Raw genomic sequence first — 24242 nt, 5'->3', positions numbered from 1 at the left:
TTGCGTTGATGCTTCTCTGCTCATGGCCAAGCGCTCTCCCGATGACTCGCCCTCAAACAACGGGGCTAACAACACCTCCGGAAAGTCGCAATCCTCAATCCTGTACTGGGTATATGGAGCGGTCTTCCTGGCATTGGGTATTCATCTGCTGCTCTATTGGACCGGCCAAGACCCGGTCGAAATTAGCTACAGCACGCTTCTTGACTACGTTGAAGAAGGCTACATCGAGCGGATAGACGTCGTTAACGATCGCCAAATTGAAGGCGTCTATACCAGGCAGGCCGTAGAAGACCGGGCCGTGCGGCTTAGCATAAGTGAGGAAGACGATCTTGGCGACATTAGCAGTGCGGAGGCAGAAGCCCGCCGTTTTATCAGCACCAAGCCTGCCGATCACGACCTCACCGACTTTCTGCGTGCCCATAACCGAGAGGCCCGAGAAGCAGGAGCCGACGAGATAGAGTTCACAGCACGCACCGAAGAAAGCTGGTTTGGCAGCGCCTTCTTCTGGATCCTGCTGTTTTTAGTGCTCATCGCGTTTTGGATCTTCCTGTTCCGCCGCATGAATCCCGGCTCACAAATGCTGAGCATCGGGAAAAGCAAAGCCAAGCTGTTCGATGCATCAGAACAGCACTCCGTCACCTTCGATGATGTAGCCGGGCTAGATGAAGCGAAAGAGGAGGTAGCCGAAATTGTACACTTTCTACGAGATCCAGAGCGCTTTACTCGATTGGGCGGTACGCTCCCCAAAGGCGTGCTGCTTGTAGGGCCACCAGGCACAGGCAAAACGTTGATGGCCAAAGCGGTGGCTGGGGAGGCCGGCGTTCCCTTCTTCTCCATCTCCGGATCTGACTTTGTCGAGATGTTTGTAGGGGTGGGCGCCTCGCGAGTGCGCGACCTGTTCAAAAGCGCAAAGGAAAAAGCACCATGCATTATCTTCATCGATGAGATGGATGCAGTGGGGCGCACCCGGGGCGGCAACCGCTCGCCAAGTGGCAACGATGAGCGCGAAAACACGCTTAACCAACTCCTGGTGGAGATGGATGGCTTCGACTCCGATCAAGGGGTCATCATCATGGCGGCCACGAACCGCCCTGATGTGCTCGACTCCGCGCTTCTGCGTCCAGGCCGTTTCGACCGGCAAATTGTTGTCGATAAGCCCGATCGGCGAGCACGCGAGGAGATCTTCGAGGTTCACGTCCAAAAACTTTTGCTTGGAACCGATGTGGATGTGACGGTGCTAGCGAGCCAAACGCCGGGGTTTGCCGGAGCGGAAATTGCAAATGTATGCAACGAGGCGGCGCTGCTGGCTGCACGGAAGGACAAAGAGCACGTTGAAATGGACGACTTTGAGCAGGCAATCGACCGGGTCGTGGCTGGGCTCGAAAAGAAAAACAAGATCATTGCGCCCGATGAACGAAAAGTCATTGCCTTTCATGAAGCCGGACATGCCATTGTAGGCTGGTTCTTGAAGCATACCGATCCGGTCGTAAAAGTGTCTATCGTACCCCGCGGACTGTCGGCACTGGGATATGCGCAGCATCTACCCGAAGAGCGCTACCTGTACTCACGCCAGGCTCTTATTGATCGAATGACGATGGCAATAGGAGGCCGCGTCGCCGAAGAGATCATATTTGATGAGGTTACAACCGGCGCCCAAAACGACTTGGAGCGCATCACCAATATGGCATACGCTATGGTTGTAGACTACGGCATGAGTTCGCGTGTTGGGCAGGTGAGTTTCAACCTGTCTGGTCGTGATGGCGATACGCCCATGTTGCAGCGTCCGTATGCTGAGGCTACCGCCGAGCTTATTGACGACGAGGTGCGCGGGCTTATCCAAGAAGCATACGACCAGGCGCGCCGGGTCTTACTGGAGAAAAAAGCCCTGCTGCATACCATGGCCGAAGCGCTGCTCGAACGAGAGGTGCTCGGCCCCAGCGACCTGCTCGACCTTCTGGGAGAGCGTCCACATGGCGACTATGTGGTGGGGCCATCAACCGATCCAGAGATGGCGCCCCACGCTCCAGCGGCGTCGCAGTCGTCTACCGAAGGCAATAGAGGGGGCGATGGGCAGTCGACATCTGCCGAAGAGTAAGTCGAAAAGGGGCTCTTAACAAGAGATGCGTCTCCGTCTTTAGGAGAATGCATATGGACTCCACAAACACACGAAACCCCGCTCTTTGTGGTAGGTTACGACATGATGTGCAGATGACACGCGCCAATCGCTGATATGCGATTGATTGCGCTAAACCCGCCAAGGGCGAGCCTGTCTCGCCTTTTTTTGTGGACGCACTGAAATTGTTGTCCGGTATATCGGTATATATCGATAGGTGGGTACTGGTTGTAGATAGAGAGACGGTGAGGCCAGTTTGAGTTGTTTTCAACGGCTCTTTACCGTTCATATTGAACACCCACGGTCTTCTGCATTATATCCTAAGCCTGTGAACGCAGGTCGTCCGCCCTTTCGGCGGCGTGCGCTGATGTGATCGACTAATCGCGATGGTACCGTGCCTACAATACAGCAACTGATTCGAAAAGGGCGTTCCTCAAAGCCGAAGAAAAAGACGGCTCCTGCCCTTGAAAACTCCCCGCAGCGCCGTGGCGTGTGCACCCGTGTGTACACCACGACGCCGAAGAAGCCGAACTCGGCGCTTCGTAAGGTAGCGCGTGTGCGCTTAACCAATGGCAACGAGGTAACTGCCTATATTCCGGGAGAGGGCCACAACTTGCAAGAGCACTCCATTGTGCTGGTGCGTGGAGGTCGTGTAAAAGACCTTCCGGGTGTTAAGTACCACATTGTGCGTGGAGCCCTTGATGCCGCAGGCGTGGAAGACCGCCGTCAAGGCCGGTCGAAATACGGTACGAAGAAGCCGCGTAGTTAACGGTAGCGAAAGCGTTCTTGGCTCCACAAGAGGCAAGAATGTGCTTATTTGTTCAACAATGCAAAGGTGATATGGCTCGCGATAAGGCCGCAAAGAAACGTACAACGCTTCCAGATCCGATTTATCGTGACGATCTGGTGTCGCGCTTTGTGAACTCGATCATGCGTGATGGTAAAAAAAGCCTAGCGCAGCGCATCGTTTACGATACGTTTGACGTCATTGAAGAGCGTACCGGCGAAGAAGGTATTGAGGTGTTCAAGAAGGCGGTAAACAACGTGGCTCCCTTGGTGGAGGTGCGAAGTCGCCGCGTAGGTGGGGCCACCTACCAAGTGCCGATTGAGGTTCGTCCCGACCGGCGTGTAACCCTCGCCTTCCGATGGATTATCCAGTACGCCCGTGCTCGAAAGGAAAAGAGCATGGTAAACCGCCTGGCCAGCGAGCTGATCAACGCAGCTCGGGGCGAAGGGGGCGCCGTAAAGAAAAAAGACGATACCCACCGGATGGCCGAGTCGAACAAGGCGTTCGCTCACTTCCGCTTCTAAGCGCCCTTTGGGCGTGCCCCGGAGCCTGCACTCCGTATGGAGTTTGGCGGGCCCAGGCATCTGCACTCGCTTGTGCATATGCCGGCTTTTTGAGTATGCAACAAGGAACCTGTTATGGCTACCACGAAAAACCAGAGCTTTCCGCTCAACAAAACTCGTAACATCGGGATTGCTGCGCACATTGATGCCGGCAAAACCACGCTGACTGAGCGTATTCTGTTCTATACTGGTCGGATTCACCGGATGGGGGAAACCCACGAAGGGGCTTCCCAGATGGACTGGATGGACCAGGAGAAAGAGCGGGGCATCACGATTACGAGTGCTGCAACGACTTGCTATTGGGACGACCACCGTATCAACATTATTGATACGCCTGGTCACGTCGACTTTACCGTTGAGGTGGAGCGCTCGCTTCGCGTGCTTGATGGGGCCATTGCTCTCTTCTGCGCCGTTGGCGGCGTTGAGCCGCAGTCGGAAACGGTGTGGCGCCAAATGGACAAGTATGGCGTGCCGCGTATTGCGTTCGTCAACAAGATGGACCGTACCGGGGCCGACTTCGAAAACGTGGTCGGTATGATGGAGGATCGCTTGAGTGCGAACCCCATTCCCCTTCAGTATCCCATTGGGGCAGGCGAAACATTTAAAGGTGTCATTGACCTGATCGAAAATAAGGCGGTGATCTATGACGAGAGCTCGCAAGGCATGGACTGGGATATTATTGATATCCCGGATGACCTGAAGGCCGATGCCGAGAAGTGGCGCATCCGCATGCTCGAAGCCGTCGCTGAATACGACGACGCGCTGTTGATGAAGTATCTCGATGGCGAGCCCATTGAGGCCGAGGAAATCCGCTCGGTTATTCGTAAAGCGACGCTGGAGCGCGACATTACTCCGGTCTTGTGCGGAACCGCTCTTAAAAACAAAGGCGTACAGCGCCTTTTGGATGCGGTGCCCAAGTATCTGCCCAGCCCAGACGATGTGCCGCCCGTTGAAGGGTTTCACCCGCGTGACAAAGAGCAGAAGTTGATCCGCGCGCCGAAAGAAGACGATCCGTTTAGTGCAGTCGCATTCAAGATTGCCACCGACCCGTACGTCGGTAAAATCACGTTCATCCGTGTATACAGTGGTACGCTCGAAACCGGCACCAAAGTGTACAACGCCACCGCCGATGAGACCGAGCGTATTGGCCGTCTCATGTTTATGCACTCCAACGACCGGGAGGACATCGACATGGTGCGGGCAGGTGACATTGCCGCTGCAGTCGGCCCCAAAAACCTCAAGACAGGAGACACCATTTGCGACCCCGACGATCCTGTCGTGCTGGAGTCGATGGACTTTCCCGAGCCTGTCATCCGTATTGCCATTGAGCCAAAGACCAAGGCCGACCGCGACAAGCTGACCAGCGGTCTTGTGAAGCTGGCTGAAGAAGACCCCACTTTCAACGTGTCGACCGATGAAGAAACCGGTCAGACACTGATTGCCGGGATGGGCGAGCTCCACCTCGAAATTATTGTGGACCGACTCAAGCGCGAGTTTAAGGTTGAAGCAAATGTGGGGCGCCCTCAGGTGGCCTACCGCGAAGCCATTACCAATACCGTAGACGAGCATTATGTGCTCAAGAAGCAGACCGGTGGACGTGGCCAGTTTGCTGAAGTCTACATGGAGGTTGGCCCCAACGAAGACGGTACCGGATTTGAGTTTGTAGATGAGATCGTGGGCGGAGCCATTCCGCGCGAGTTCATCCCATCCGTTGAGAAAGGAATCAAGAGTTCGATGGATCAAGGACCCATCGCCGGGTATCCCATCGAGGGCGTGAAAGTACGCCTCTATGATGGAGAGTACCACGATGTGGACTCCGACCAGAACTCGTTTGAGATTGCTGGGCGTATGGGCTTCCGAGAAGCCGCCCGTCGCGCCAATCCTGTGCTTATGGAGCCCATCATGAAGGTGGAGGTTATTACTCCCGATGAGTACATGGGCGATGTGATTGGCGATCTGAATAGTCGGCGTGGCCAAATTGGAAAGATGGGGCAGCGCAATGATGCACAAGTCATCAACGCCCTTGTACCGCTTTCCGAGATGTTTGGCTACTCCACCGATCTGCGTTCGATTACGCAGGGACGTGCAATTTACACCATGCAATTTGAAACGTACGAGGCGGTCCCCAACGCAATTGCGAAAGAGATCACCGACCAAGACGCCGTAGACGCTGCGGCATAACCCCCATATACACCATCTTACCAACGATAAACTCCCCTATTTGCTATGGCGAAGGAGGCATTTGAGCGGAAGAAGCCGCACATCAACATTGGAACGATTGGGCACGTAGACCACGGGAAGACGACGCTAACGGCGGCGATTACGAAGGTGCTTGCCGAGCAGGTAGGCGGAGCGGCCGAGCGTACGTTTGACTCGATTGACAACGCGCCGGAAGAGCGCGAGCGTGGGATTACGATAGCGACGAGCCACGTGGAGTACGAAACGGAAGCGCGCCACTATGCGCACGTAGACTGCCCTGGCCACGCCGACTATGTCAAGAACATGGTGACGGGGGCTGCGCAGATGGACGGTGCTATTTTGGTGGTGGCTGCCACTGACGGCCCGATGCCGCAGACGCGCGAGCACATTTTGCTGGCCCGTCAGGTAGGCGTGCCGTACTTGGTCGTGTTCATGAACAAGGTGGACCTGGTTGAGGATGAGGAGCTCTTGGAGCTGGTGGACATGGAAGTGCGCGAGCTGCTGTCTGAGTATGAGTTCCCCGGTGATGAGATTCCGGTCGTGCGCGGCTCGGCGCTGAAGGCGCTGGAGAGCGACGCGGACGCGGAAGCTCAGATCATGGAGTTGATGTCGCATGTAGACGAGTACATTCCGACGCCGGAGCGCGACATTGACAAGCCGTTTTTGATGCCGGTGGAGGACATCTTCTCGATTACCGGTCGCGGAACGGTGGTGACAGGTCGCATTGAGCGAGGCCGTATTGAGACCGGATCGGACGTGGACATTGTCGGGATTGAGGAAGAGAAGCTGACCTCGACGGTGACCGGGATTGAGATGTTCAACAAGGTGCTCGATGAAGGCGAGGCCGGAGACAACGCGGGGCTGCTGTTGCGCGGGATCAAGAAGGAAGAAGTATCGCGCGGGATGGTAGTTGCGGAGCCGGGCTCGGTGACGCCGCACAAAGAGTTTGAGTGTGAGGTGTACGTGCTGTCGAAAGACGAGGGCGGGCGCCACACGCCGTTTTTCCCGGGGTATCGTCCTCAGTTTTACTTCCGCACGACGGACGTGACGGGAGACATTGCGCTGGAGGAAGGCGTTGAGATGGTGATGCCGGGCGACAACGCAACGTTTACGGTGAAGCTGATACAGCCGGTGGCCTTGGAAGAGGGGCTTCGGTTTGCGATCCGCGAAGGCGGACACACCGTGGGCGCGGGCGTCGTCACTGAGATTCTAGACTAACAACTGCGTAGCGGCACGCATGGACCCAGGGCCTCCTTGGGTCCACGTTCGCCCTCTAACTGCATCTGCTGAAACTTAACTTTTGTAATGGCCACCCAGCAAAAAATACGCATTAAGCTGAAGTCGTACGACCACATGCTGATCGACAAGAGTGCCGAAAAGATTATTCGGACAGTAAAGTCGACCGGCGCTGTGGTGAGCGGCCCGATTCCGTTGCCTACCAAGAAAAAGGTATACACGGTTCTGCGCGGTCCTCACGTAGACAAGAAAAGCCGCGAACAGTTTGAGCGGCGCCACCACAAGCGGCTCATCGATATCCTTTCGTCGAACAGCGAAACCGTCGATGCGCTCATGAAGCTTGAACTCCCCAGCGGAGTCGATGTGGAAATTAAGGTGTAACACCCTGCGATGGAGCGTGCTACACTGCGTTGTGGCACTTCTCGCCAGTCTGATTATCCTTGGAGCGACTACAGGTTGCTCTGGAGATCCACAAGCAGGCGAGTTCCAAACGCTCGATGGCGCCTGGACACTTGCAGAACTCAGAGTGTCTGAAAGCGATGTGACCACCGTGCTACAATCGCGGTATGAGGAACTACCAACGCTTGCCATCGAAGGCGCTGTTGACCCTCCCCGGTACGAACTGCGTGGTACACCGACTGCTGAACAAAATCAGCCCCCGCTCTTCATTGAAGGGCGAATCGAGGTGCCACAGTCCAACACAATGGTGTGGATAACCGGGTTCGAACGCGACGTTATTTGGCGCTTCGAGGTGCAAACTGCTGGACGGATTACCCTGACAGCCGAGCCTGGACCCTTTAATGCGGCTCCCGTCCTTGATGCGCTAATACCCGAATTTAACTGGGCCGATATGGATCGTGTGGTGCTTCGTCTTGAACGCACTTTCCCGTGAGGTGTCTGGCCCCTTTTGATCTTTTTGAACGGCATAACCGACTCGATTGACCGTCATGAGTAGCGGACTAATTGGTAAGAAAATCGGAATGACCAGCGTCTTTGACGACGACGGCAATAACATTGCCTGCACCGTCATTGAGGCCGGGCCCAACGTAGTAACGCAAGTTAAAACGGCAGATGGCCCCGACGGCTACGACGCGGTTCAGCTTGGGTTTGACACCAAGCCCGAGAAAAACACCACGAACGCCTTGCAGGGCCACTTTGCAAACGCTGGCACCGAGCCCAAGCGTAAACTTGCAGAGTTTGTGCCTGGCGAATCGTCAGTCGAACGAGGCGATGTGCTGCATCCGCAAGATGTGTTCGAGGCGGGCGAAGTGATTGATGTCGTAGGTGTCTCGAAAGGGAAAGGCTTTCAGGGCGTCGTAAAACGTCATGGATTTGCCGGTGTTGGAATGCGTACACACGGGCAGTCAGACCAAGAGCGCCATCCAGGGTCCATTGGTGCGTCTGCTGATCCATCACGCGTGTTCAAAGGCATGCGTATGGGAGGACGCACGGGCAACGACCGCACTAAAATCCAGAATCTGGAGGTCGTGCGCATTCTGCCTGACCACAATGCTGTACTCGTAAAAGGCGCTGTACCCGGCGCGAAAAACAGCTACGTAGAGCTTCACAAAAAATAACGAGCTTGCCAAAAACAGCGGAACGTACGGGTCGTACCGCACCGAGTGATTGCATCCTCTGCACAAGTACTAAGCCATGGATCTCGAAATACTACAGGAAGACGGTGTTGCATCAGGCGAAACAGTAACGCTTGATCCGACCATCTTCGACATTGAGCCGAACGATCATGTTATCTGGCTCGATGTGAAGCGGATTCAAGCCAACAAGCGCCAAGGCACCCACAAAACGAAAGAGCGCAGCGACGTGCGAGGAAGTCGGCGTAAGCTGTATCGGCAAAAAGGGACAGGAAATGCCCGTGCCGGTGATGCGAAGTCGCCTATTCGTCGTTCCGGAGGCCGTGCTCACGGTCCCCGCCCGCGTTCGTATGAGCAAAAGGTCAACAAAAAGACTTCGCGCTTGGCTCGCCGTTCAGCGCTCTCGTACAAAGCGCAAAACGATGCGCTGCGTGTGATTGAAGACTTTGGGATGGAGCGCCCCAGTACACGTGAGCTGCGTGACTTGCTGACGCTGCACAACCTCAACGACACCAAAGTACTGATTGTAACTACTGAGGTAGAGAAGGAAATCTACCTTTCGGCCCGCAACCTCGACAAGGTGAGCGTGCGTGAGGTGAAGAGCCTTTCGACGCTCGACCTGCTCGATGCCGAGGCGCTTTTGCTCCAGCGCGGTGCCTTCGACTACCTGACCGACTTGCTTTCGGTTGAGGAAACTGCGGTGGCCTAACCCGCAGCCCTTGTCCGACTGCTTCCATTGTTTGAGATTCCCGCTGTGTTATGAGCAATCACATTCTGATAGAGCCTCACCTTACTGAGAAGTCCACCGAGCAAATGTACGAAGGAAAGTACTCCTTCGTCGTGCGGCTTCGGGCTACCAAGCCTCAGATTAAGGCGGCTATTCAATATCGCTATCCTGGCGTACGCGTTACCAGCATTCGCACACAAATTGTGCCTGGCAAGCGCCGTCGCCAATTCCGGCAAGGATCGATGGTAGAGGGCCGGACATCCGGCTTCAAAAAAGCCATCGTCGAAATCGATCCGGAAGGCGAGCAGATTGACTTCTTTGAAGACGTGTAGCGGACCTTTGCTGCACCCCAACCCCTTTACGTTACACGGCCCACCTGTCCACCTGTGGTGAGCCTCCTGTTCGATACGCATTGATTTGACGCACGCAGCGGTTTTCCCCTGCACAAGCATTCTGGCCTATGTCGATTAAAAAGCTAAAACCAAATACAAACAGCCAGCGCCAGCGCTCTGTCTCGGCTTTCGATGATATCACCGAAACGGAGCCAGAAAAGAGCCTGCTTGAACCCCTGAAAAATTCTGGGGGCCGCAACAACAACGGGCGCATGACCATGCGTTACCGTGGGGGCGGCCACAAGCGCCGGTACCGTCGCATTGACTTTAAGCGTCGTAAGGATAACATTCCTGCACGGGTTGCTACGGTTGAGTACGACCCGAACCGGTCGGCTCGTATTGCTCTCTTGGTGTACGCCGATGGCGAAAAGCGGTATATCATCGCTCCCGATGGGATCAAAGTCGGGACAACGGTAATGAGTGGTCCTGCTGCATCTCCGGATGTAGGAAACTGCTTGCCGCTTTCGAAGATGCCAATCGGTACAGTGGTGCATGCCATTGAAATGAAGCCCGGAAAAGGCGCACAGATGGCGCGCGCAGCAGGTACCGAGGCGCGCCTCACGGCTCGTGAAGGGAAGTTTGCAACGCTTGAACTTCCGTCTGGAGAAACCCGTGTAGTGCCTGCTGAATGCCGCGCTACGGTGGGAACAACCAGCAACGTAGACCACATGAACATTATGCTCGGCAAAGCTGGGCGGAAACGCTGGCTTGGTCGGCGCCCGCGAACACGTGGGGTAGCCATGAACCCAATTGACCACCCCATGGGGGGCGGTGAAGGCCGTGCTTCGGGCGGACACCCGCGGTCGCGCAAAGGCGTACCGGCTAAAGGGTACAAGACCCGCAAGCGCAACAAAGACTCGAACAAATACATCATTCGGCGTCGCACCGAGCGCAAGAAGCGCCGATAAAGCGCCCGGTGAACGCCCTCCGTCACTGACTCTGACTACAACATCCCTGCATTATGCCTCGCTCATTACGCAAGGGCCCATACGTCTACTACAAGCTGCAACGCAAAGTAGACGCGCTCAATGAGTCCCAGAAAAAGAAGGTAATCAAAACGTGGAGTCGTGACTCCCTGATTACTCCAGACTTTATCGGGCACACGTTTGCTGTGCACAACGGACGCCAGTTTATTCCGGTGTATGTATCGGAAAATATGGTGGGCCACAAGCTCGGCGAATTCGCGCCGACACGTACCTTCAATGGACACGCGAAGTCGAAAGTAGACAAGCGCACCCGCCGCGCGGCGTAATTTCGTTTTGGCATAGACACAGGGAGCTGCGCGTGCGATGTGTACACGCTGCTCCTGCAAACCTCCAACAAGCATTATGGAAGCACGAGCTGTAGAGAAATACATTCGGAGCTCGCCAATGAAAGTCCGGCGCGTCATTAACGTGGTGCGCGGCCGCTCCGTCCCTGAGGCGATTAACATCCTGAGCTTCTTGCCTCAAAAGCCGACCGAGGTGGTTGAGAAAACCATCCGTTCGGCCGTGTTCAACCTTATGGATAAACACGAGGAGCGCTTCAACGAGAGCGAGCTCATCATCAAAGATATTCGGGCCAATGAAGGCCCTACGTTTAAGCGGTTTAAGGCCGCAGCCCGTGGGCGGGCCAAGCCGATCCGCAAGCGCACCACGCACCTTACCGTTGTGGTTGAGGTGCGCGAGACTGAGCCGGTGGCGTAAGCTGGCACTCCCCTGCGCCCATCACTGCATTTGCATAGGTAAAACGAGGTACTAGCCTTGGGTCAAAAAACACATCCGATTGGGTTTCGGCTCGGCGTCATTCGCGGTTGGGATTCCAACTGGTACGGAGAGCGAAACCAACAGGAAAACATTGTTGAGGATCACACGATTCGCGAATACTTGGATGCGCGTTTGCGCCGTGCCGGTCTAAGCCGAGCGGTGATTGAGCGCACCCCCAAACGCGTTATCTTAACGCTGCACACCAGCCGCCCTGGCGTTGTTATTGGCCGGGGAGGAAGCGAGGTCGAGAAGCTGCGTGAAGAGCTGAAGCGCTTAACTGGAAAAGACATCCAGATTAACATCAGCGAGATCAAGCGTCCAGAGTTGGATGCTATGCTCGTTGCCAAAAACATTGCGCAGCAGCTCGAAGGGCGCATCTCGTACCGCCGCGCCATGAAACAGGCGATAACATCCGCGATGCGTATGGGTGCTGAAGGCATCCGTATCCGTGTGGCCGGGCGCCTTGGTGGTGCTGAAATGGGACGTATCGAGGAGTACCTCGAAGGGCGTGTGCCGCTGCACACGATCCGCGCTGACATTGACTTTGCTAAGGCCGAGGCACTCACCATTTACGGCTCCATTGGTGTAAAAGTGTGGATTCACCGCGGAGAAATCCTCGGTCAGCCCGACTTGAGCCCGAACGTGCAAGCCCAGCAGCGCAATCAGCAGCAAGGCGGAAGAGGGGGCCGGAAGAAAGGCGGTCGTCGCCGTCGCCGCAACCGTAACTAACGCTGTATGTAGCGCTGCGGCGCTGTTCGTTATCCTTTTTGAACATCGCAGAGCGTAGGGTGCCACAGGCGCCTCCGTGTTCTGCAGAACATCCTACCTGTTATGCTACAACCAAAACGAACGAAGCACCGCAAGGTGCAACGGAATCAAGGCCTTAAAAAGGGGAATGCCCAGCGTGGTACACGTATCACATTTGGCGATTTCGGGATTAAGACCCTCGAAACGGGTCAAATTTCCAGCCGTCAGATTGAAGCCGCTCGTGTGGCCATCAACCGCTATATGAAGCGCGCCGGGAAAGTCTGGATTCGCATCTTTCCAGATAAGCCGATTACCAAAACCCCTGCAGAAACGCGGATGGGTAAAGGAAAAGGAGCCCCCGAATTCTACGTTGCTCCGGTCAACCCGGGCCAAGTGCTCTTTGAGGTTGGCGGTGGCGTCTCGCGCGAGGTAGCGAAAGAGGCGCTGCGTCTGGGTAAGCACAAGCTGCCGGTCAAAACGAAGTTTGTCGTACGTCCGACGTATCGGGATTCCGACGAAGCGTAGTGATCAGGGACCCGCAGAGCGTGGTTCATTGCTCTCGGCTATTTCTTGCTTACCTAAACTTGCCAAACCATGAAAGCCAAAGAAGTCCGTAACCTCAGCATTCCTGAGATTGAGACGCGCATTGAGGAAGAACAAGAGCAAATAGACCGTCTTCGGTTTAAGCACTCGGTGCACGGGCGCATTGAAAACCCGATGTTGCTGCGCACCAAGCGCCGGTTCATTGCGCGCCTCAAAACGATACTGACCGAAAAAAAAGAGCTCGCGGACGCATAACCGTGCGCGGCGATTCGCTGTAACGACCTGACGATTTAGATATGGCTGACCCCCAAGTAGACTCCGATCCTGTAGAGCAGGCTGCTGCCGATGAGCAATCCCCCGAGCGCAATGCGCGCAAAGAACGGGTAGGTATTGTGACAAGCACCAAAATGGATAAAACCATTACGGTAAACGTGCGGCGTCAAATGAAGCACCCCATGTACGGAAAGTACCTGGAGCGCTCTTCCAAAATGCTGGCGCATGACGAAGAGGAAACCGCCAAAGAAGGCGACATTGTGCGCATTCAGGAGACGCGTCCGCTTAGCAAGCGCAAGCGGTGGCGCCTCACCGACATTATTGAGCGCGCCAAGTAGAACACGGCTGCGCAGCCTGCACGCGTGCGGTTTGCACGGCTTTGTGCTGTGCTGATAACGGCCCGCAGGCCTCTGTATGATCCCTTTTATATTTGACTGTGTGACACGCGATGGTTCAGCAAGAATCACGACTTAAAGTAGCCGACAACAGCGGTGCAAAAGAAGTACAATGCATTCGAGTGCTGGGGAGTAGCGGACGCCGCTATGCCAGCCTTGGCGACCGGATTATGGTCTCGGTAAAGTCGGCCATTCCCGGTGGTACGGTAGGCAAGGGCGAGGTAAGCCCTGCTGTCGTAGTGCGTACCCGCAAAGAAGTGGGGCGCAGCGACGGGTCGTACATCCGGTTTGATGAAAACGCCGCCGTGCTGATTGACCAGCAGGGGGAGCCGGTAGGCACCCGTGTCTTTGGCCCCGTTGCACGCGAACTGCGCGAGAAGCAGTTCATGCGGATTGTATCGCTTGCTCCAGAGGTGCTCTGACCGCCGAGGTTCTTTGCGCTCTCGCTCCGAGTTGTTGCGCAGAAGCGACAATTGCAGCATGATGCTCGTCCATTGAGCAGGCATTCTGCTGCTTCAGACCAACACCCCTTTGTTATAGACGAAACGATTGACCAGGCCTTATGCCGCGTAAAAAAAACAAACAACGCAAACTCCACATTAAAAAGGGCGATATGGTCATGCTCAACAAGACCATAACGTCGGCCTCCTCTGCGGGAGACGACCGCGAGAAAGGCCACGTGGGCAAAGTGCTTCGGGTGTTTCCGGAGCGTGAGCGCGTGATCGTTGAAGGCGTAAATATGCGCATCTATCACGAGAAGCCCAGCCAAGCCAACCAGAGCGGAGGCCGTGTAGAGCGTGAGGCGCCCATTCACGTATCTAACGTAAATCCGATTGACAGCAACGGCGACCCCACACGCATTGGACGTAAACGTATCGAAGATGAAGAAACTGGCCGAGGACGCTGGGTTCGATACGCAAAAACAACAGGCGAAGAGCTCGACGATTAAGAATCGCCTCGGGCTTGTAGGCCCGCATGAAACGAGTATGGAGGGGGGAACCCGCCTGCATGCCTAATCATTTTCAACATCTGCAGTAGGCTCGTTTTTGATACACTGCAGGATGCACCCAACGATTGATTGATACGCTATGGCACAGCCTCCACGACTGAAAACTAAGTACAACGACGAAGTGCGGCCTGCACTCCTTGAGGAGTTTGGCTATGACAATGTCATGCGGGCGCCGCGCTTGGAAAAGATCTGCATCAATAAGGGAATCGGTGAGGCCGCCGAAACTCAGAAAGTTCTCGATGATGCCGTAGATGAACTACGGACCATCACCGGCCAGCATCCTGAAGTGACGCGTGCCAAGAAGAGTATCTCGAACTTTGGGATTCGCGAAGGCATGCCTGTTGGATTGCGCGTGACACTGCGCGACGCACGCATGTACGAGTTCTTTGATCGTCTTGTTACGCTGGCACTGCCAGGCGTGCGCGATTTCCAGGGCGTGCCTGATCGCAGCTTTGATGGCCACGGCAACTACACGCTGGGCATCAAAGAGCAAACGATCTTTCCAGAGATCAGTGTCGACAATGTAGACCGTGTTGGTGGTATGGATATCACTTTTGTGACGTCTGCAGAAACCGATGAAGAAGGCTACGCTCTGCTTAAGAAGCTGGGCATGCCGTTTGTCCGCCGCGAAGAAGACGAAGCGGTGGCGGCGTAATTAGTCTGACTCCCAACGTGCTGTGTAACCCCCTGTTTAACGCGAAGCTGATTAGCTGATACCCCCTATGGCGAAGAAAAGCTGGATTGCGCGCGAAAAGAAACGCCGCAAGACATACGAGAAGTACAAAGAGAAGCGCCGTGAGCTCAAGGAGCAAGGCAAATGGGTGGAGCTGCAAAAGCTACCCCGTGATGCGAGCCCGGTACGCCAAAACAACCGCTGCCCTATTTCTGGGCGTACTCGTGGATACATCCGCGAGTTTGGCGTATCCCGCATCGTGTTTCGCGAGCTGGCCTTGAAGGGACACATTCCTGGAGTCCGTAAATCTAGCTGGTAACGCCGTGCTTTTTGGCCGCGCCTCGCTGGTAACGCGCACCGAGCCATTCAGGCTTTCCGTTACATGCGTTGCGCGTTCTGCCCTCACGACAATAGAGACGCAATAACCGTACAATGAGTGGAATTTCCGATCCTGTAGCCGATTATCTGGCGCGCATTCGTAATGCCCAGCAGGCCAACCATGATTATGTGGAGGTCCCTGCCTCAAACCTCAAACGAGCCATCACGCAGATTTTGATGGAGAAGGGGTATATTAAAAACTACCTCAACATTGAGGATGGTAAGCAAGGCCGGTTGCGCATCTACCTGAAGTACGATCGCACAGGCGAGCCAGCCATTCAGTTGCTGGAGCGCGTGTCGAAACCCGGACTACGCCAGTACGCAAAGTCCACTGATCTTCCCCGCGTAAAGAACGGACTTGGTATTGCCATTTTGTCTACTTCGCGTGGTGTGATGAGTAACAAAGAAGCGCGTCGTTTCGGTGTAGGCGGAGAGGTGTTAGCTCGGGTATTTTAACCACCGGCTAGGACCGCCCACGATTGTTCACCCTTTGATTGATAGGTGTATTCATGGCTCGCATAGGTAGCAAGCCCATTACGTTCGATGACAACGTATCGGTGTCCGTTAGTGACACGAACCTCGTAACTGTAGAGGGCCCGAAAGGGACGCTAACGGAGCAGATCGACCCTGAGATGAAAGTCACGGTCGAAGATGGGGCAATTATCATAAATCGCCCAACCGATCAAAAGCGTCACCGTGCTGCACACGGTATGTCGCGTTCGTTGGTTGCTAACATGGTTATCGGTGTTACCGAGGGCTATAAAAAGGCATTGACCATCAAGGGCGTGGGATATCGCGCCACCATGGATGGGGATGCTATTGAGTTAGCCCTGGGCTTTTCGCACCCGATCTTTTTTCTGCCACCTGAAGAGGTGGATGTAGAAATTGAGTCGGGGCGCGGTAAAGACGATGTTATCACTATTGAGGGCATTGACAAGCAGCTGGTTGGGCAAGTAGCCGCCAAGATTCGCGATCTGCGTCCGCCTGAGCCGTACAAAGGCAAGGGAGTGCGCTACGTGGGCGAGCACGTGCCCCTTAAAGCTGGAAAGACGGCAGCCCGTTAAGCACGAGGCGGCCTGCGCGAGCACGCCAATATCGGTGTGTCGCCCTCCCTTCGAATCCCTTCATGCATTGTGCAAGGGCCTCGCGATGCGCCGTACCATGGCGCACGCCCTTAGCCGCCCTACTCAGAGTTTAAGACGGATACAGTACACATGGCGAAAGGCAAAACAGAAACCCGTGAGCGCCGCAAGCGCATTCACCGCAACATTCGACAGACCATTATTGGAACGTCGCAGCGCCCACGGCTCTCGGTGTATCGCTCGAACCAGTATATCTATGCCCAGCTTATTGACGACTGGGCCGGACACACGCTAGCTTCGGCATCAAGTCGTGAATCGGCTGTCGATGGGGATACCCCTACCGAAGAAAGCCATGCCGTTGGGCGTGTTCTCGCTGAACGCGCTCAAGATGCCGGTATTGACCGTGTCGTCTTCGACCGCAGTGGATACAAGTACCACGGGCGCGTAGAGGCACTGGCTGAAGGAGCCCGCGAAGGCGGTCTTCACTTATAACCTGTAGCTTCCCCCATTTGCACACGACACACGTAGACCCGCAGCCACACTATGGCCAAGAGAAAGAATAAGCGTAAGCGAGCCAATTCCAATAAGCGTCAAGAAAACTGGGTAGATCGCCTTGTTGCGATCAACCGGGTGTCTAAGGTCGTGAAAGGAGGGCGTCGCTTTTCCTTCAACGCCATTGTTGTTGTTGGAAATGAAAACGGCCTCGTTGGTGCTGGCTTAGGCAAAGCCAACCAGGTATCCGATGCTATCTCCAAAGGGAATGAGGATGCCAAAAAGAACTTGGTTCGTGTCCCGATTCGTGATGGCACGATTCCTCATAAAGTGGTAGGGCAGCAAGACGCTGGAAAAGTGCTCTTGAAGCCTGCTGCACCGGGTACGGGTGTAATTGCTGGTGGCGGTGTGCGTGCTGTGCTTGAGTGTGCAGGACTCACAAACGTGCTGTCCAAGTCAATTGGAACCAGCAATCCGCACAACCAGGTGAAAGCAACGATCAACGCTCTCGCCTCACTCGAAGACGCCCTCGAAGTGGCTCGCCGTCGCGGCATCCCTCTCGAAAAAGTCTTCAACGGATAACTTATCATTTGCCTGGCTGCCTCTACCCCTATGCCTACCCTTAAACTAACACAAGTGCGAAGCCTGAACCGACGCACAAAAAAACAGCGTCGCACCATGAAAGCCCTCGGCTTGAAGCGTCCTAATGACGTAGCCGAGCACCGCGATACCCCGCAAATTCGGGGCATGATTCGCAAGGTGAACCACTTGATTACTGTCGAAGAGATTGACGATGCTGAGGAAGCCGAAGCCCCCTCCGAGGAGGCCGAAGCTACAGCTTAGCGCACCGTCACACGTATGTGGCGCAAAGCCCACTGGGCTTGCCTGCACACACACTCGCACTCTTTCCACCGCGTGCTTCTTTAGGCACTCAACCCTGCTAAAGCAGCACCTGAGCCTTTACCGATATGGATCTCAGTAACCTCTCCCCTGCTGAAGGGGCCACCCAAAAGAAAAAGCGTCTGGGCCGTGGAGTTGGCTCAGGACGTGGCGGACACAGTTCGACGCGTGGCACTAAAGGCCAATCAAGCCGATCGGGTAGCAAAAACCGCCCGCTCTGGTTTGAAGGTGGCCAGATGCCTCTGCATCGCCGCGTTCCGAAGTTTGGGTTCAACAACCCGTTTCGCACCGAATACAGTATAGTAAATGTGGAGCGCTTGGCTCGCCTTGCCCATGAGGGTACGCTGCCAACCGATGCTCCCATTACCCCTGACGTGCTTGAGCGCGCAGGAGCGGTGCGTAGTGCCGAGCGTGTAAAAGTGCTGGGCAAAGGAGATCTCGATGTTGCTCTTGACGTGCAGGCCCACGCGTTTAGTGGGTCAGCCCAAGAGAAAATCGAGTCCGCGGGCGGAACCGTGACGCACCTAGAGTAACTTTCTACATCCATTGGCGCGTAGAGAAGTCCTCGGACTTTTCGCCGCCAGAGAACGCCTTTTCGTATGGCCGGTCTTGCCGAAAGCTTTCGTAACATCTGGAAGGTCGAAGAGCTGCGCCAGCGTATTATGTATACGCTGGGGCTCTTTGTCGTCTATCGCATTGGTGCCTACGTCACTCTTCCTGGAGTGGACGCACAGGTGCTCAATGAAGTAACCGAACAAGGGGGCGACGCAGGCCTCTTTGGCTTTCTCGATATGTTCGTAGGAGGTGCCTTTCTACAAGCAGGGATCTTCGCCCTAGGAATCATGCCGTACATTACGGCAGCGATTATCATTCAGTTGATGGGGGCGGTCGTTCCGTACTTCCAGAAGCTGAAGCGCGAAGGCGAAGAGGGCCGACGCAAGATTACGCAGATAACACGGTACCTTACTGTAGGTATTACGTCGCTGCAATCGATCGGCTATGCCATTAATCTACAATATGGCGCTACAGGCACAGCCATTGTGATCAGTCCCACGCTGTTCATGATCACAACAGTGATTGTGCTGACCTCTGGTACCGTGTTCGTGATGTGGCTGGGTGAACGGATCTCAGAAGACGGTATTGGAAACGGAATCTCGTTGCTGATTACGATCGGGATTATTGCGTTCCTGCCCAATGCGGTGATCAACGAGTTCAACCTCACGAACAACTTCTTTATCTTCCTGCTTGAAATCGGTATGTGGACGCTCATCACGGGCGGTATCGTGCTGGTTTCGCAAGGCATCCGCCGGATTCCGGTGCAGTATGCCAAGCGGGTGGTTGGGCGCAAAGTGTATGGCGGAACGACTCAGTATCTGCCTATCCGAGTAAACGCGGCCGGTGTAATGCCGATTATCTTCGCCCAGTCGATTATGTTCATTCCATCGACGGTGGCAGCGTTCTTTCCGGATAGTCCCCTCATGCAGAATATGGGCGCCTGGTTCTCTGACATTTCAGGGTTCGGGTATTCGTTTGTGTTCTTCTGGATGACGTTCTTCTTCACGTACTTCTACACCGCCATTACGGTGAATCCAAAAGAAATGGCGGATACCATGAAGCGACAAGGAGGCTTTATCCCCGGCATTCGTCCCGGGAAGCAAACAAGTGAGTTCATCGATAACATTCTGACGCGGGTTACGCTACCGGGCTCGCTCTTCCTGGGCTTTGTAGCGATCCTGCCTGCCTTTGCTATGCAAGCGGGCGTATCACAAGGATTTGCGATGTTCTTTGGTGGGACCAGCCTGCTCATTATCGTGCAAGTTACCCTCGACACCTTGCAGCAGATCGAAAGCCATCTGCTCATGCGTCATTACGACGGATTCATGAAGAGCGGCAAAATGCGCGGTAGGCGCGGATAATCATGCGATGGACATCTTACCTCCCCCGATTTATTCGACGCCACATGGTACAGTTAAAAAGTGAGCGCGAAATAGCCCGCCTGCGCGCCAGCGCAGACCTCGTCGGCCAAACACTGGGCGAAATTGCTAACCATGTAGAGCCGGGAGTGACTCCCCGCGAACTGGATGCAATCGCCGAAGCGTTTATTCGCTCCCATGATGCAGAACCCGCATTCAAAGGACACAAAGCCGGGTCCAATGTATTTCCGGCCACGCTCTGCGTCTCTGTGAACGACGCAGTTGTGCACGGTATTCCCGATGACACGCCATTAGAAAATGGCGATCTGCTTTCCATTGACTGTGGCGTGCGTCTTGACGGGTTTATTGGCGACAGTGCCTACACATTCGCAGTTGGCGACCTCAGCAATGAACACCGTACGCTGTGCGACATAACGTATCGTGGACTGATGGCCGGCGTTGATGCCGCCCAGCCCGGTAACCGAATTGGCGATATTGGACATGCCGTAGAGTCGGTGTGTGCCAACTACGGGATCGTGAAGGCCTTGTGTGGGCACGGTGTAGGACGTAGCCTGTGGGAAGAGCCGCAGGTTCCTAACTACGGAAGTCCCGGAACAGGTCGCCGCATTAAGCCGGGTCTTGTGATTTGTATTGAACCGATGATTAACATCGGAACGGATGAGGTAACCACTGATACAGATGGGTGGACGGTGCGTACAGCGGATCGACAACCATCTGCGCATTACGAGCATATGGTCGCGGTTCATGCCGATGGCTACGAAGTGCTCAGTACGTTCGATTACATTGAACGCGTTCACACGCCCCCCTACACAACTTCTTTCTCAGAATCAGCATAGCCCATGGCAAAAGAAGAAGCCATTGAACAAGACGGAGAAGTCCTTGAGGCTCTTCCAAACGCGCAGTTTCGCGTAGAACTCGAAAACGGACACGAGATTCTCGGTCTGCTTTCGGGGAAGATGCGAATGAACTACATCAAAATCCTTCCCGGAGACCGTGTAAAGGTTGAGCTTTCGCCGTACGATCTCTCGAAGGGCCGCATTGTGTACCGCTACAAGTAGTTTTCTATGGCTGCCGTTTGAGCTGATGCTTGTAAGGGAATGCCGTCGGTGCTTCGACACCGCGGATCGCCCCTGCTATGTCCTTATTTAAACGCTGTTACCACCAAGACGCCCCAATCCATGCCTCGAATAGCCGGAGTTGACATCCCCAACCATAAGCGTGGCGAAATTGCCCTCACCGATATCTTTGGTGTAGGGCAGTCGCGCGCGCAAGAAATTCTAGACCGTGCTGACGTCGATAAGGACAAGCACCCCCGTGAGTGGACTGACACGGAAACGCGCGAAGTGCGCCGTCTTATCGAAGAGGAGTATGTTGTTGAAGGTCAGTTGCGCACGGAAGTGCAGATGAACATCAAACGATTGATGGACATCGGGTGCTACCGTGGCCAGCGCCATCGTAAAGGGCTGCCGGTGCGCGGACAACGCACCCAAACGAACGCCCGCACCCGCAAAGGGAAGCGCAAGACGGTGGCCGGCAAGAAAACGGCTCCACGCAAGTAACGCGGCACCGATTGATGATTGCGGCAAGGCGGCGTGACTTGCTCATCCAGCATGAAAAGCACGCCCCTGGGCATCCGATCTACTGTATTCAACCATCATACTGCTTACTGATATGGCCAAGCAAAATAAAGGCAAGAAAGGAAAAGGCAAACGAGCCGTTCGTAAAAAGAACGTGGTCGTTGAGTCAAACGGACGTGCCTACATCAAGTCCACCTTCAACAACGTCATTATCACACTCACCGACCAGTACGGGAATACGATTTCGTGGGCCAGTGCTGGGAAGATGGGGTTCAAAGGCAGCCGTAAGAACACGCCCTATGCCGCACAGCGGGCCGGACAGGCTGCAGCGCAAGAAGCATACGACCTTGGGCTACGTCGCGTCGATGTGTATGTGAAAGGGCCTGGCTCTGGAAGAGAAGGGGCCGTACGTGCGCTTTCTGATGTCGGCCTTGAAGTGGCAACGATCCGCGACGTAACGCCGCTGCCCCATAATGGTTGCCGCCCGCCGAAGCGTCGCCGCGTGTGATGCTGATCAGCTGAATTACGGCATGCATCTGCACCTTTCCACAGGAAAGCAACAGCATGCAGCTGGTTCAGCTCCCCGACTACCTCCAACACAATAGCATAACAAAAGAGTTCAGATGGCTCGATACCGAGGCCCAAAGCAAAAAGTAGCTCGTCGTTTCAAGGAGCCCATTTTTGGCCCCAGCAAAGCTTTAGAGCGTAAGCCGTATCCCCCGGGACAACACGGGCGCGGACGTCGCCGTCGCGAAAGCGAGTATGCGGTGCAGCTCAAAGAAAAGCAAAAAGCCAAGTACACCTATGGCTTGCTTGAGCGGCAATTCAAAAATCTGTTTAACAAAGCAGCGCGTAAGCGCGGGGTAACAGGGGATAACCTCCTCCAGATGCTGGAGATGCGCCTCGATAACATGGTGTTTCGGATGGGCTTCGCCCGTACCCGTCGCCAAGCTCGTCAGTTTGTGACGCACCGCCACTTGCTGGTCAACGACCGGATCGTGAACATTCCGTCGTATTCGGTCACCCCCGACGACATCATTGAAGTGCGTCCGCGTAGCAAAAATATTGAGCCTGTTCAGGAAAACGTCTCTCGCCAGCGCCGCGTTTTCCCCTGGGTTGAGGTGGATCGTGAGAAAGTAAAAGGAAAAGTGATTCGCACGCCCGAGGTCGATGAGATTCCAGAAAACATCGATGCTCAGTTGATTGTGGAGCTCTACTCGAAGTAGAATGCGAGCGCTGCTCCACACGCTCAAGTACTGCCCTTGCCAAATACCCATCGATTCGAGCGTATGAACAATTTCGGGATTCAAATGCCGGATGGCGTCCAAGTCGAAGACGCCACCGACACCACAGGACAGTTCATTATCGAACCGCTTGAGCGCGGGTTTGGCATTACCATTGGTAATGCTTTGCGCCGCGTGATGCTGTCGTCTATGCGCGGGCAAGCCGTTACCGCGATCAAGATCAACGGCGTACAGCACGAGTTCTCAACCATTCCCGGGGTAACCGAAGATGTGTCGGACATCATTCTGAACCTGAAGGGACTTCGCCTGAGGGCTGAGGAAATGCATGAAGCACATATCTCACTCTCGTTGGAAGGACCAGGTAACTGGACCGGGGCCGACTTGAACGACGCCACCAACGAGTTTGAGGTGCTTAACCCCGAGCATCATATCGCCACGTTGGCTGAAGATGCGGTTGTAGAAGCAGACTTGCGTGTAGGCTATGGACGAGGATATGTCTCGTCTGAAGATAACAAGCGCGAAGATGACCCCATTGGGGTGATCGCAATCGATTCGATCTTTACGCCGATCAAAAACGTAAAGTACTCGGTGAAGCCAATGCGTATTGGCGAAAAGATCGATTATGAAGAGCTTACCCTCGAAGTCGATACCGACGGCTCCATTACGCCTGAAGAGGCACTGACGCGCGCGGCTGCTATCCTGCGCGACCATATTCAGTTCTTCATTCAGTTGGATGAGGAGCCCGAGCCGATGGTTGAAGAACAAGAGGTCGATGAAGAGGTCAAACGCATTCGCGAGCTGCTGGCCCAACCCGTTGACGAGCTCGACCTGTCGGTGCGTTCGCACAACTGTCTTAAAGCCGCCAGCATCAAAAACATCGGCGACTTGGTGCGGCGCGAAGAAAACGAAATGCTCAAATTCCGCAACTTTGGCCGGAAGTCGCTCCAAGAGTTGGTTGAAGTACTCGATGAACGCGGCCTACACTTCGGCATGAACGTTGAAGAGTACCTCGAAGAACAAACCAGCTAGCTGGAGGGCACCATTCGTTGCCTCCATCATGAACCCCGTGACAGAGGCCGTTTGCTGCATACGACTCCGCCCGGCATCTGCTAATTTCAGGTTATTGATTCGCCATGAGACATCGTACCAAACGTCATAAGTTGGGACGCACCAGTCCCCACCGCAAGCGCACCTTGGCTGCGCTCTCTAACGCTCTGATCGAGCACAAACACATTCGCACAACCATTGCGAAGGCCAAGGCCATCCGTCCGTTTATAGAGCCGCTCATCACGCGTGCGAAGACCGATACCGAGCATAACCGCCGTCAGGTCTTCCGCTACCTGCAGGATAAGAAAGCAGTCTCCACGTTGTTTGATGAAATCGGCGAGCGCGTAGAAGGGCGTCCCGGTGGATATGTGCGCATCATTAAGCTTGGGCAGCGCAACAACGATGGGTCGGAAATGGCTCTTGTTGAGCTTGTCGATTATAACGACATCCCCCCCTCTTCAACGGCTAGCGGCAGCGGAAGCAGTTCGCGCACCCGGCGCGGCAGTGGCAAAGGCAAACGCGAGGAAGAGTCCGAAGAGGCTGCAGCCAACGCCTGATACAAGAGCACGACATAGCATTGTAAGAAGAAGAGCG

General features: G+C 55.0%; 35 protein-coding genes. All 35 read left to right on the top strand.

Features of this window, described 5'->3' with window-relative positions:
* Positions 1-22: 22 nt before the first annotated feature.
* The 35 genes from ftsH to rplQ all read left to right on the top strand — a co-directional run bounded on the left by ftsH (position 23) and on the right by rplQ (position 24205).
* Complete coding sequence (ftsH, locus tag ACZ5AL_RS09740) at positions 23-2095, top strand: ATP-dependent zinc metalloprotease FtsH (protein ID WP_464510176.1); 2073 nt, start codon at positions 23-25, stop codon at positions 2093-2095.
* Between the two features lie 412 nt (positions 2096-2507).
* Positions 2508-2882: a 30S ribosomal protein S12 gene (gene rpsL / locus ACZ5AL_RS09735; protein WP_353563736.1), complete on the top strand. Its 375-nt coding sequence runs from the start codon at positions 2508-2510 to the stop codon at positions 2880-2882.
* 71 nt (positions 2883-2953) lie between these two features.
* A complete protein-coding gene (rpsG, locus tag ACZ5AL_RS09730; protein WP_464510175.1) occupies positions 2954-3424 on the top strand; it encodes a 30S ribosomal protein S7 in 471 nt (156 codons plus the stop codon).
* 114 nt (positions 3425-3538) lie between these two features.
* Complete coding sequence (fusA, locus tag ACZ5AL_RS09725) at positions 3539-5644, top strand: elongation factor G (RefSeq protein ID WP_464510174.1); 2106 nt, start codon at positions 3539-3541, stop codon at positions 5642-5644.
* A gap of 45 nt (positions 5645-5689) precedes the next feature.
* Positions 5690-6880 (top strand): elongation factor Tu, encoded by a 1191-nt coding sequence (gene tuf / locus ACZ5AL_RS09720; protein ID WP_464510173.1) that lies wholly within the window; start codon positions 5690-5692, stop codon positions 6878-6880.
* A gap of 87 nt (positions 6881-6967) precedes the next feature.
* Positions 6968-7279, top strand: coding sequence for a 30S ribosomal protein S10 (gene rpsJ, locus ACZ5AL_RS09715; RefSeq protein WP_098063350.1), 312 nt, complete (start codon positions 6968-6970; stop codon positions 7277-7279).
* 31 nt (positions 7280-7310) lie between these two features.
* Positions 7311-7790, top strand: a complete 480-nt coding sequence (locus ACZ5AL_RS09710) for a hypothetical protein (protein ID WP_464510172.1) — start codon at positions 7311-7313, stop codon at positions 7788-7790.
* A gap of 55 nt (positions 7791-7845) precedes the next feature.
* Positions 7846-8475: a 50S ribosomal protein L3 gene (gene rplC / locus ACZ5AL_RS09705; RefSeq protein ID WP_464510171.1), complete on the top strand. Its 630-nt coding sequence runs from the start codon at positions 7846-7848 to the stop codon at positions 8473-8475.
* Positions 8476-8551: 76 nt separating this feature from the next.
* Entirely contained in the window at positions 8552-9199 is a 648-nt protein-coding gene (rplD, locus tag ACZ5AL_RS09700; RefSeq protein ID WP_464510170.1) for a 50S ribosomal protein L4, read from the top strand.
* Between the two features lie 50 nt (positions 9200-9249).
* Positions 9250-9549 carry a 50S ribosomal protein L23 gene (gene rplW / locus ACZ5AL_RS09695; protein ID WP_464510169.1) on the top strand — a complete coding sequence of 100 codons (300 nt, stop codon included), beginning with the start codon at positions 9250-9252 and terminating at the stop codon, positions 9547-9549.
* Between the two features lie 128 nt (positions 9550-9677).
* Complete coding sequence (gene rplB, locus ACZ5AL_RS09690) at positions 9678-10517, top strand: 50S ribosomal protein L2 (RefSeq protein ID WP_464510168.1); 840 nt, start codon at positions 9678-9680, stop codon at positions 10515-10517.
* 53 nt (positions 10518-10570) lie between these two features.
* On the top strand, positions 10571-10861 hold the full coding sequence (gene rpsS / locus ACZ5AL_RS09685) for a 30S ribosomal protein S19 (RefSeq protein WP_464510167.1): 291 nt from the start codon (positions 10571-10573) through the stop codon (positions 10859-10861).
* Between the two features lie 76 nt (positions 10862-10937).
* The gene (rplV, locus tag ACZ5AL_RS09680) at positions 10938-11294 is read left to right on the top strand and encodes a 50S ribosomal protein L22 (protein WP_464510166.1); all 357 of its coding nucleotides are present in this window, start codon (positions 10938-10940) and stop codon (positions 11292-11294) included.
* Positions 11295-11351: 57 nt separating this feature from the next.
* Positions 11352-12083, top strand: a complete 732-nt coding sequence (rpsC, locus tag ACZ5AL_RS09675; protein ID WP_464510165.1) for a 30S ribosomal protein S3 — start codon at positions 11352-11354, stop codon at positions 12081-12083.
* Between the two features lie 102 nt (positions 12084-12185).
* Positions 12186-12626, top strand: a complete 441-nt coding sequence (gene rplP, locus ACZ5AL_RS09670) for a 50S ribosomal protein L16 (protein WP_464510164.1) — start codon at positions 12186-12188, stop codon at positions 12624-12626.
* Between the two features lie 69 nt (positions 12627-12695).
* Positions 12696-12899 (top strand): 50S ribosomal protein L29, encoded by a 204-nt coding sequence (gene rpmC / locus ACZ5AL_RS09665; protein WP_464510163.1) that lies wholly within the window; start codon positions 12696-12698, stop codon positions 12897-12899.
* A gap of 41 nt (positions 12900-12940) precedes the next feature.
* Positions 12941-13255: a 30S ribosomal protein S17 gene (gene rpsQ, locus ACZ5AL_RS09660; RefSeq protein WP_464510162.1), complete on the top strand. Its 315-nt coding sequence runs from the start codon at positions 12941-12943 to the stop codon at positions 13253-13255.
* A 110-nt stretch (positions 13256-13365) separates the two neighbouring features.
* Positions 13366-13734, top strand: a complete 369-nt coding sequence (rplN, locus tag ACZ5AL_RS09655; RefSeq protein WP_464510161.1) for a 50S ribosomal protein L14 — start codon at positions 13366-13368, stop codon at positions 13732-13734.
* Positions 13735-13874: 140 nt separating this feature from the next.
* Entirely contained in the window at positions 13875-14261 is a 387-nt protein-coding gene (rplX, locus tag ACZ5AL_RS09650; protein WP_464510160.1) for a 50S ribosomal protein L24, read from the top strand.
* A 139-nt stretch (positions 14262-14400) separates the two neighbouring features.
* On the top strand, positions 14401-14976 hold the full coding sequence (gene rplE, locus ACZ5AL_RS09645) for a 50S ribosomal protein L5 (RefSeq protein ID WP_464510159.1): 576 nt from the start codon (positions 14401-14403) through the stop codon (positions 14974-14976).
* A gap of 67 nt (positions 14977-15043) precedes the next feature.
* Positions 15044-15313: a 30S ribosomal protein S14 gene (rpsN, locus tag ACZ5AL_RS09640; protein ID WP_464510158.1), complete on the top strand. Its 270-nt coding sequence runs from the start codon at positions 15044-15046 to the stop codon at positions 15311-15313.
* 122 nt (positions 15314-15435) lie between these two features.
* On the top strand, positions 15436-15828 hold the full coding sequence (gene rpsH / locus ACZ5AL_RS09635) for a 30S ribosomal protein S8 (RefSeq protein ID WP_464513292.1): 393 nt from the start codon (positions 15436-15438) through the stop codon (positions 15826-15828).
* A 53-nt stretch (positions 15829-15881) separates the two neighbouring features.
* Entirely contained in the window at positions 15882-16436 is a 555-nt protein-coding gene (gene rplF, locus ACZ5AL_RS09630; protein ID WP_464510157.1) for a 50S ribosomal protein L6, read from the top strand.
* Between the two features lie 150 nt (positions 16437-16586).
* A complete protein-coding gene (gene rplR / locus ACZ5AL_RS09625; RefSeq protein ID WP_464510156.1) occupies positions 16587-16946 on the top strand; it encodes a 50S ribosomal protein L18 in 360 nt (119 codons plus the stop codon).
* A 51-nt stretch (positions 16947-16997) separates the two neighbouring features.
* A complete protein-coding gene (gene rpsE / locus ACZ5AL_RS09620; RefSeq protein WP_464510155.1) occupies positions 16998-17528 on the top strand; it encodes a 30S ribosomal protein S5 in 531 nt (176 codons plus the stop codon).
* A 30-nt stretch (positions 17529-17558) separates the two neighbouring features.
* Positions 17559-17789, top strand: coding sequence for a 50S ribosomal protein L30 (gene rpmD / locus ACZ5AL_RS09615; protein WP_464510154.1), 231 nt, complete (start codon positions 17559-17561; stop codon positions 17787-17789).
* Between the two features lie 125 nt (positions 17790-17914).
* The gene (rplO, locus tag ACZ5AL_RS09610) at positions 17915-18379 is read left to right on the top strand and encodes a 50S ribosomal protein L15 (protein ID WP_464510153.1); all 465 of its coding nucleotides are present in this window, start codon (positions 17915-17917) and stop codon (positions 18377-18379) included.
* Positions 18380-18445: 66 nt separating this feature from the next.
* Positions 18446-19762: a preprotein translocase subunit SecY gene (gene secY / locus ACZ5AL_RS09605; protein ID WP_464510152.1), complete on the top strand. Its 1317-nt coding sequence runs from the start codon at positions 18446-18448 to the stop codon at positions 19760-19762.
* A 44-nt stretch (positions 19763-19806) separates the two neighbouring features.
* Positions 19807-20616: a type I methionyl aminopeptidase gene (map, locus tag ACZ5AL_RS09600; RefSeq protein WP_464510151.1), complete on the top strand. Its 810-nt coding sequence runs from the start codon at positions 19807-19809 to the stop codon at positions 20614-20616.
* A 3-nt stretch (positions 20617-20619) separates the two neighbouring features.
* Positions 20620-20838: a translation initiation factor IF-1 gene (infA, locus tag ACZ5AL_RS09595; protein WP_098063378.1), complete on the top strand. Its 219-nt coding sequence runs from the start codon at positions 20620-20622 to the stop codon at positions 20836-20838.
* 120 nt (positions 20839-20958) lie between these two features.
* Entirely contained in the window at positions 20959-21339 is a 381-nt protein-coding gene (gene rpsM / locus ACZ5AL_RS09590; RefSeq protein WP_464510150.1) for a 30S ribosomal protein S13, read from the top strand.
* Between the two features lie 112 nt (positions 21340-21451).
* The gene (gene rpsK / locus ACZ5AL_RS09585) at positions 21452-21865 is read left to right on the top strand and encodes a 30S ribosomal protein S11 (protein ID WP_464510149.1); all 414 of its coding nucleotides are present in this window, start codon (positions 21452-21454) and stop codon (positions 21863-21865) included.
* A gap of 115 nt (positions 21866-21980) precedes the next feature.
* Positions 21981-22583, top strand: a complete 603-nt coding sequence (rpsD, locus tag ACZ5AL_RS09580) for a 30S ribosomal protein S4 (protein ID WP_464510148.1) — start codon at positions 21981-21983, stop codon at positions 22581-22583.
* A gap of 63 nt (positions 22584-22646) precedes the next feature.
* Positions 22647-23630 (top strand): DNA-directed RNA polymerase subunit alpha, encoded by a 984-nt coding sequence (locus ACZ5AL_RS09575; RefSeq protein WP_464510147.1) that lies wholly within the window; start codon positions 22647-22649, stop codon positions 23628-23630.
* Positions 23631-23734: 104 nt separating this feature from the next.
* Positions 23735-24205: a 50S ribosomal protein L17 gene (rplQ, locus tag ACZ5AL_RS09570; protein ID WP_464510146.1), complete on the top strand. Its 471-nt coding sequence runs from the start codon at positions 23735-23737 to the stop codon at positions 24203-24205.
* Positions 24206-24242: the final 37 nt, after the last annotated feature.

It is taken from the genome of Natronotalea proteinilytica (genome assembly GCF_055379935.1).
This window is presented reverse-complemented; position numbering and strand designations above follow the sequence as displayed.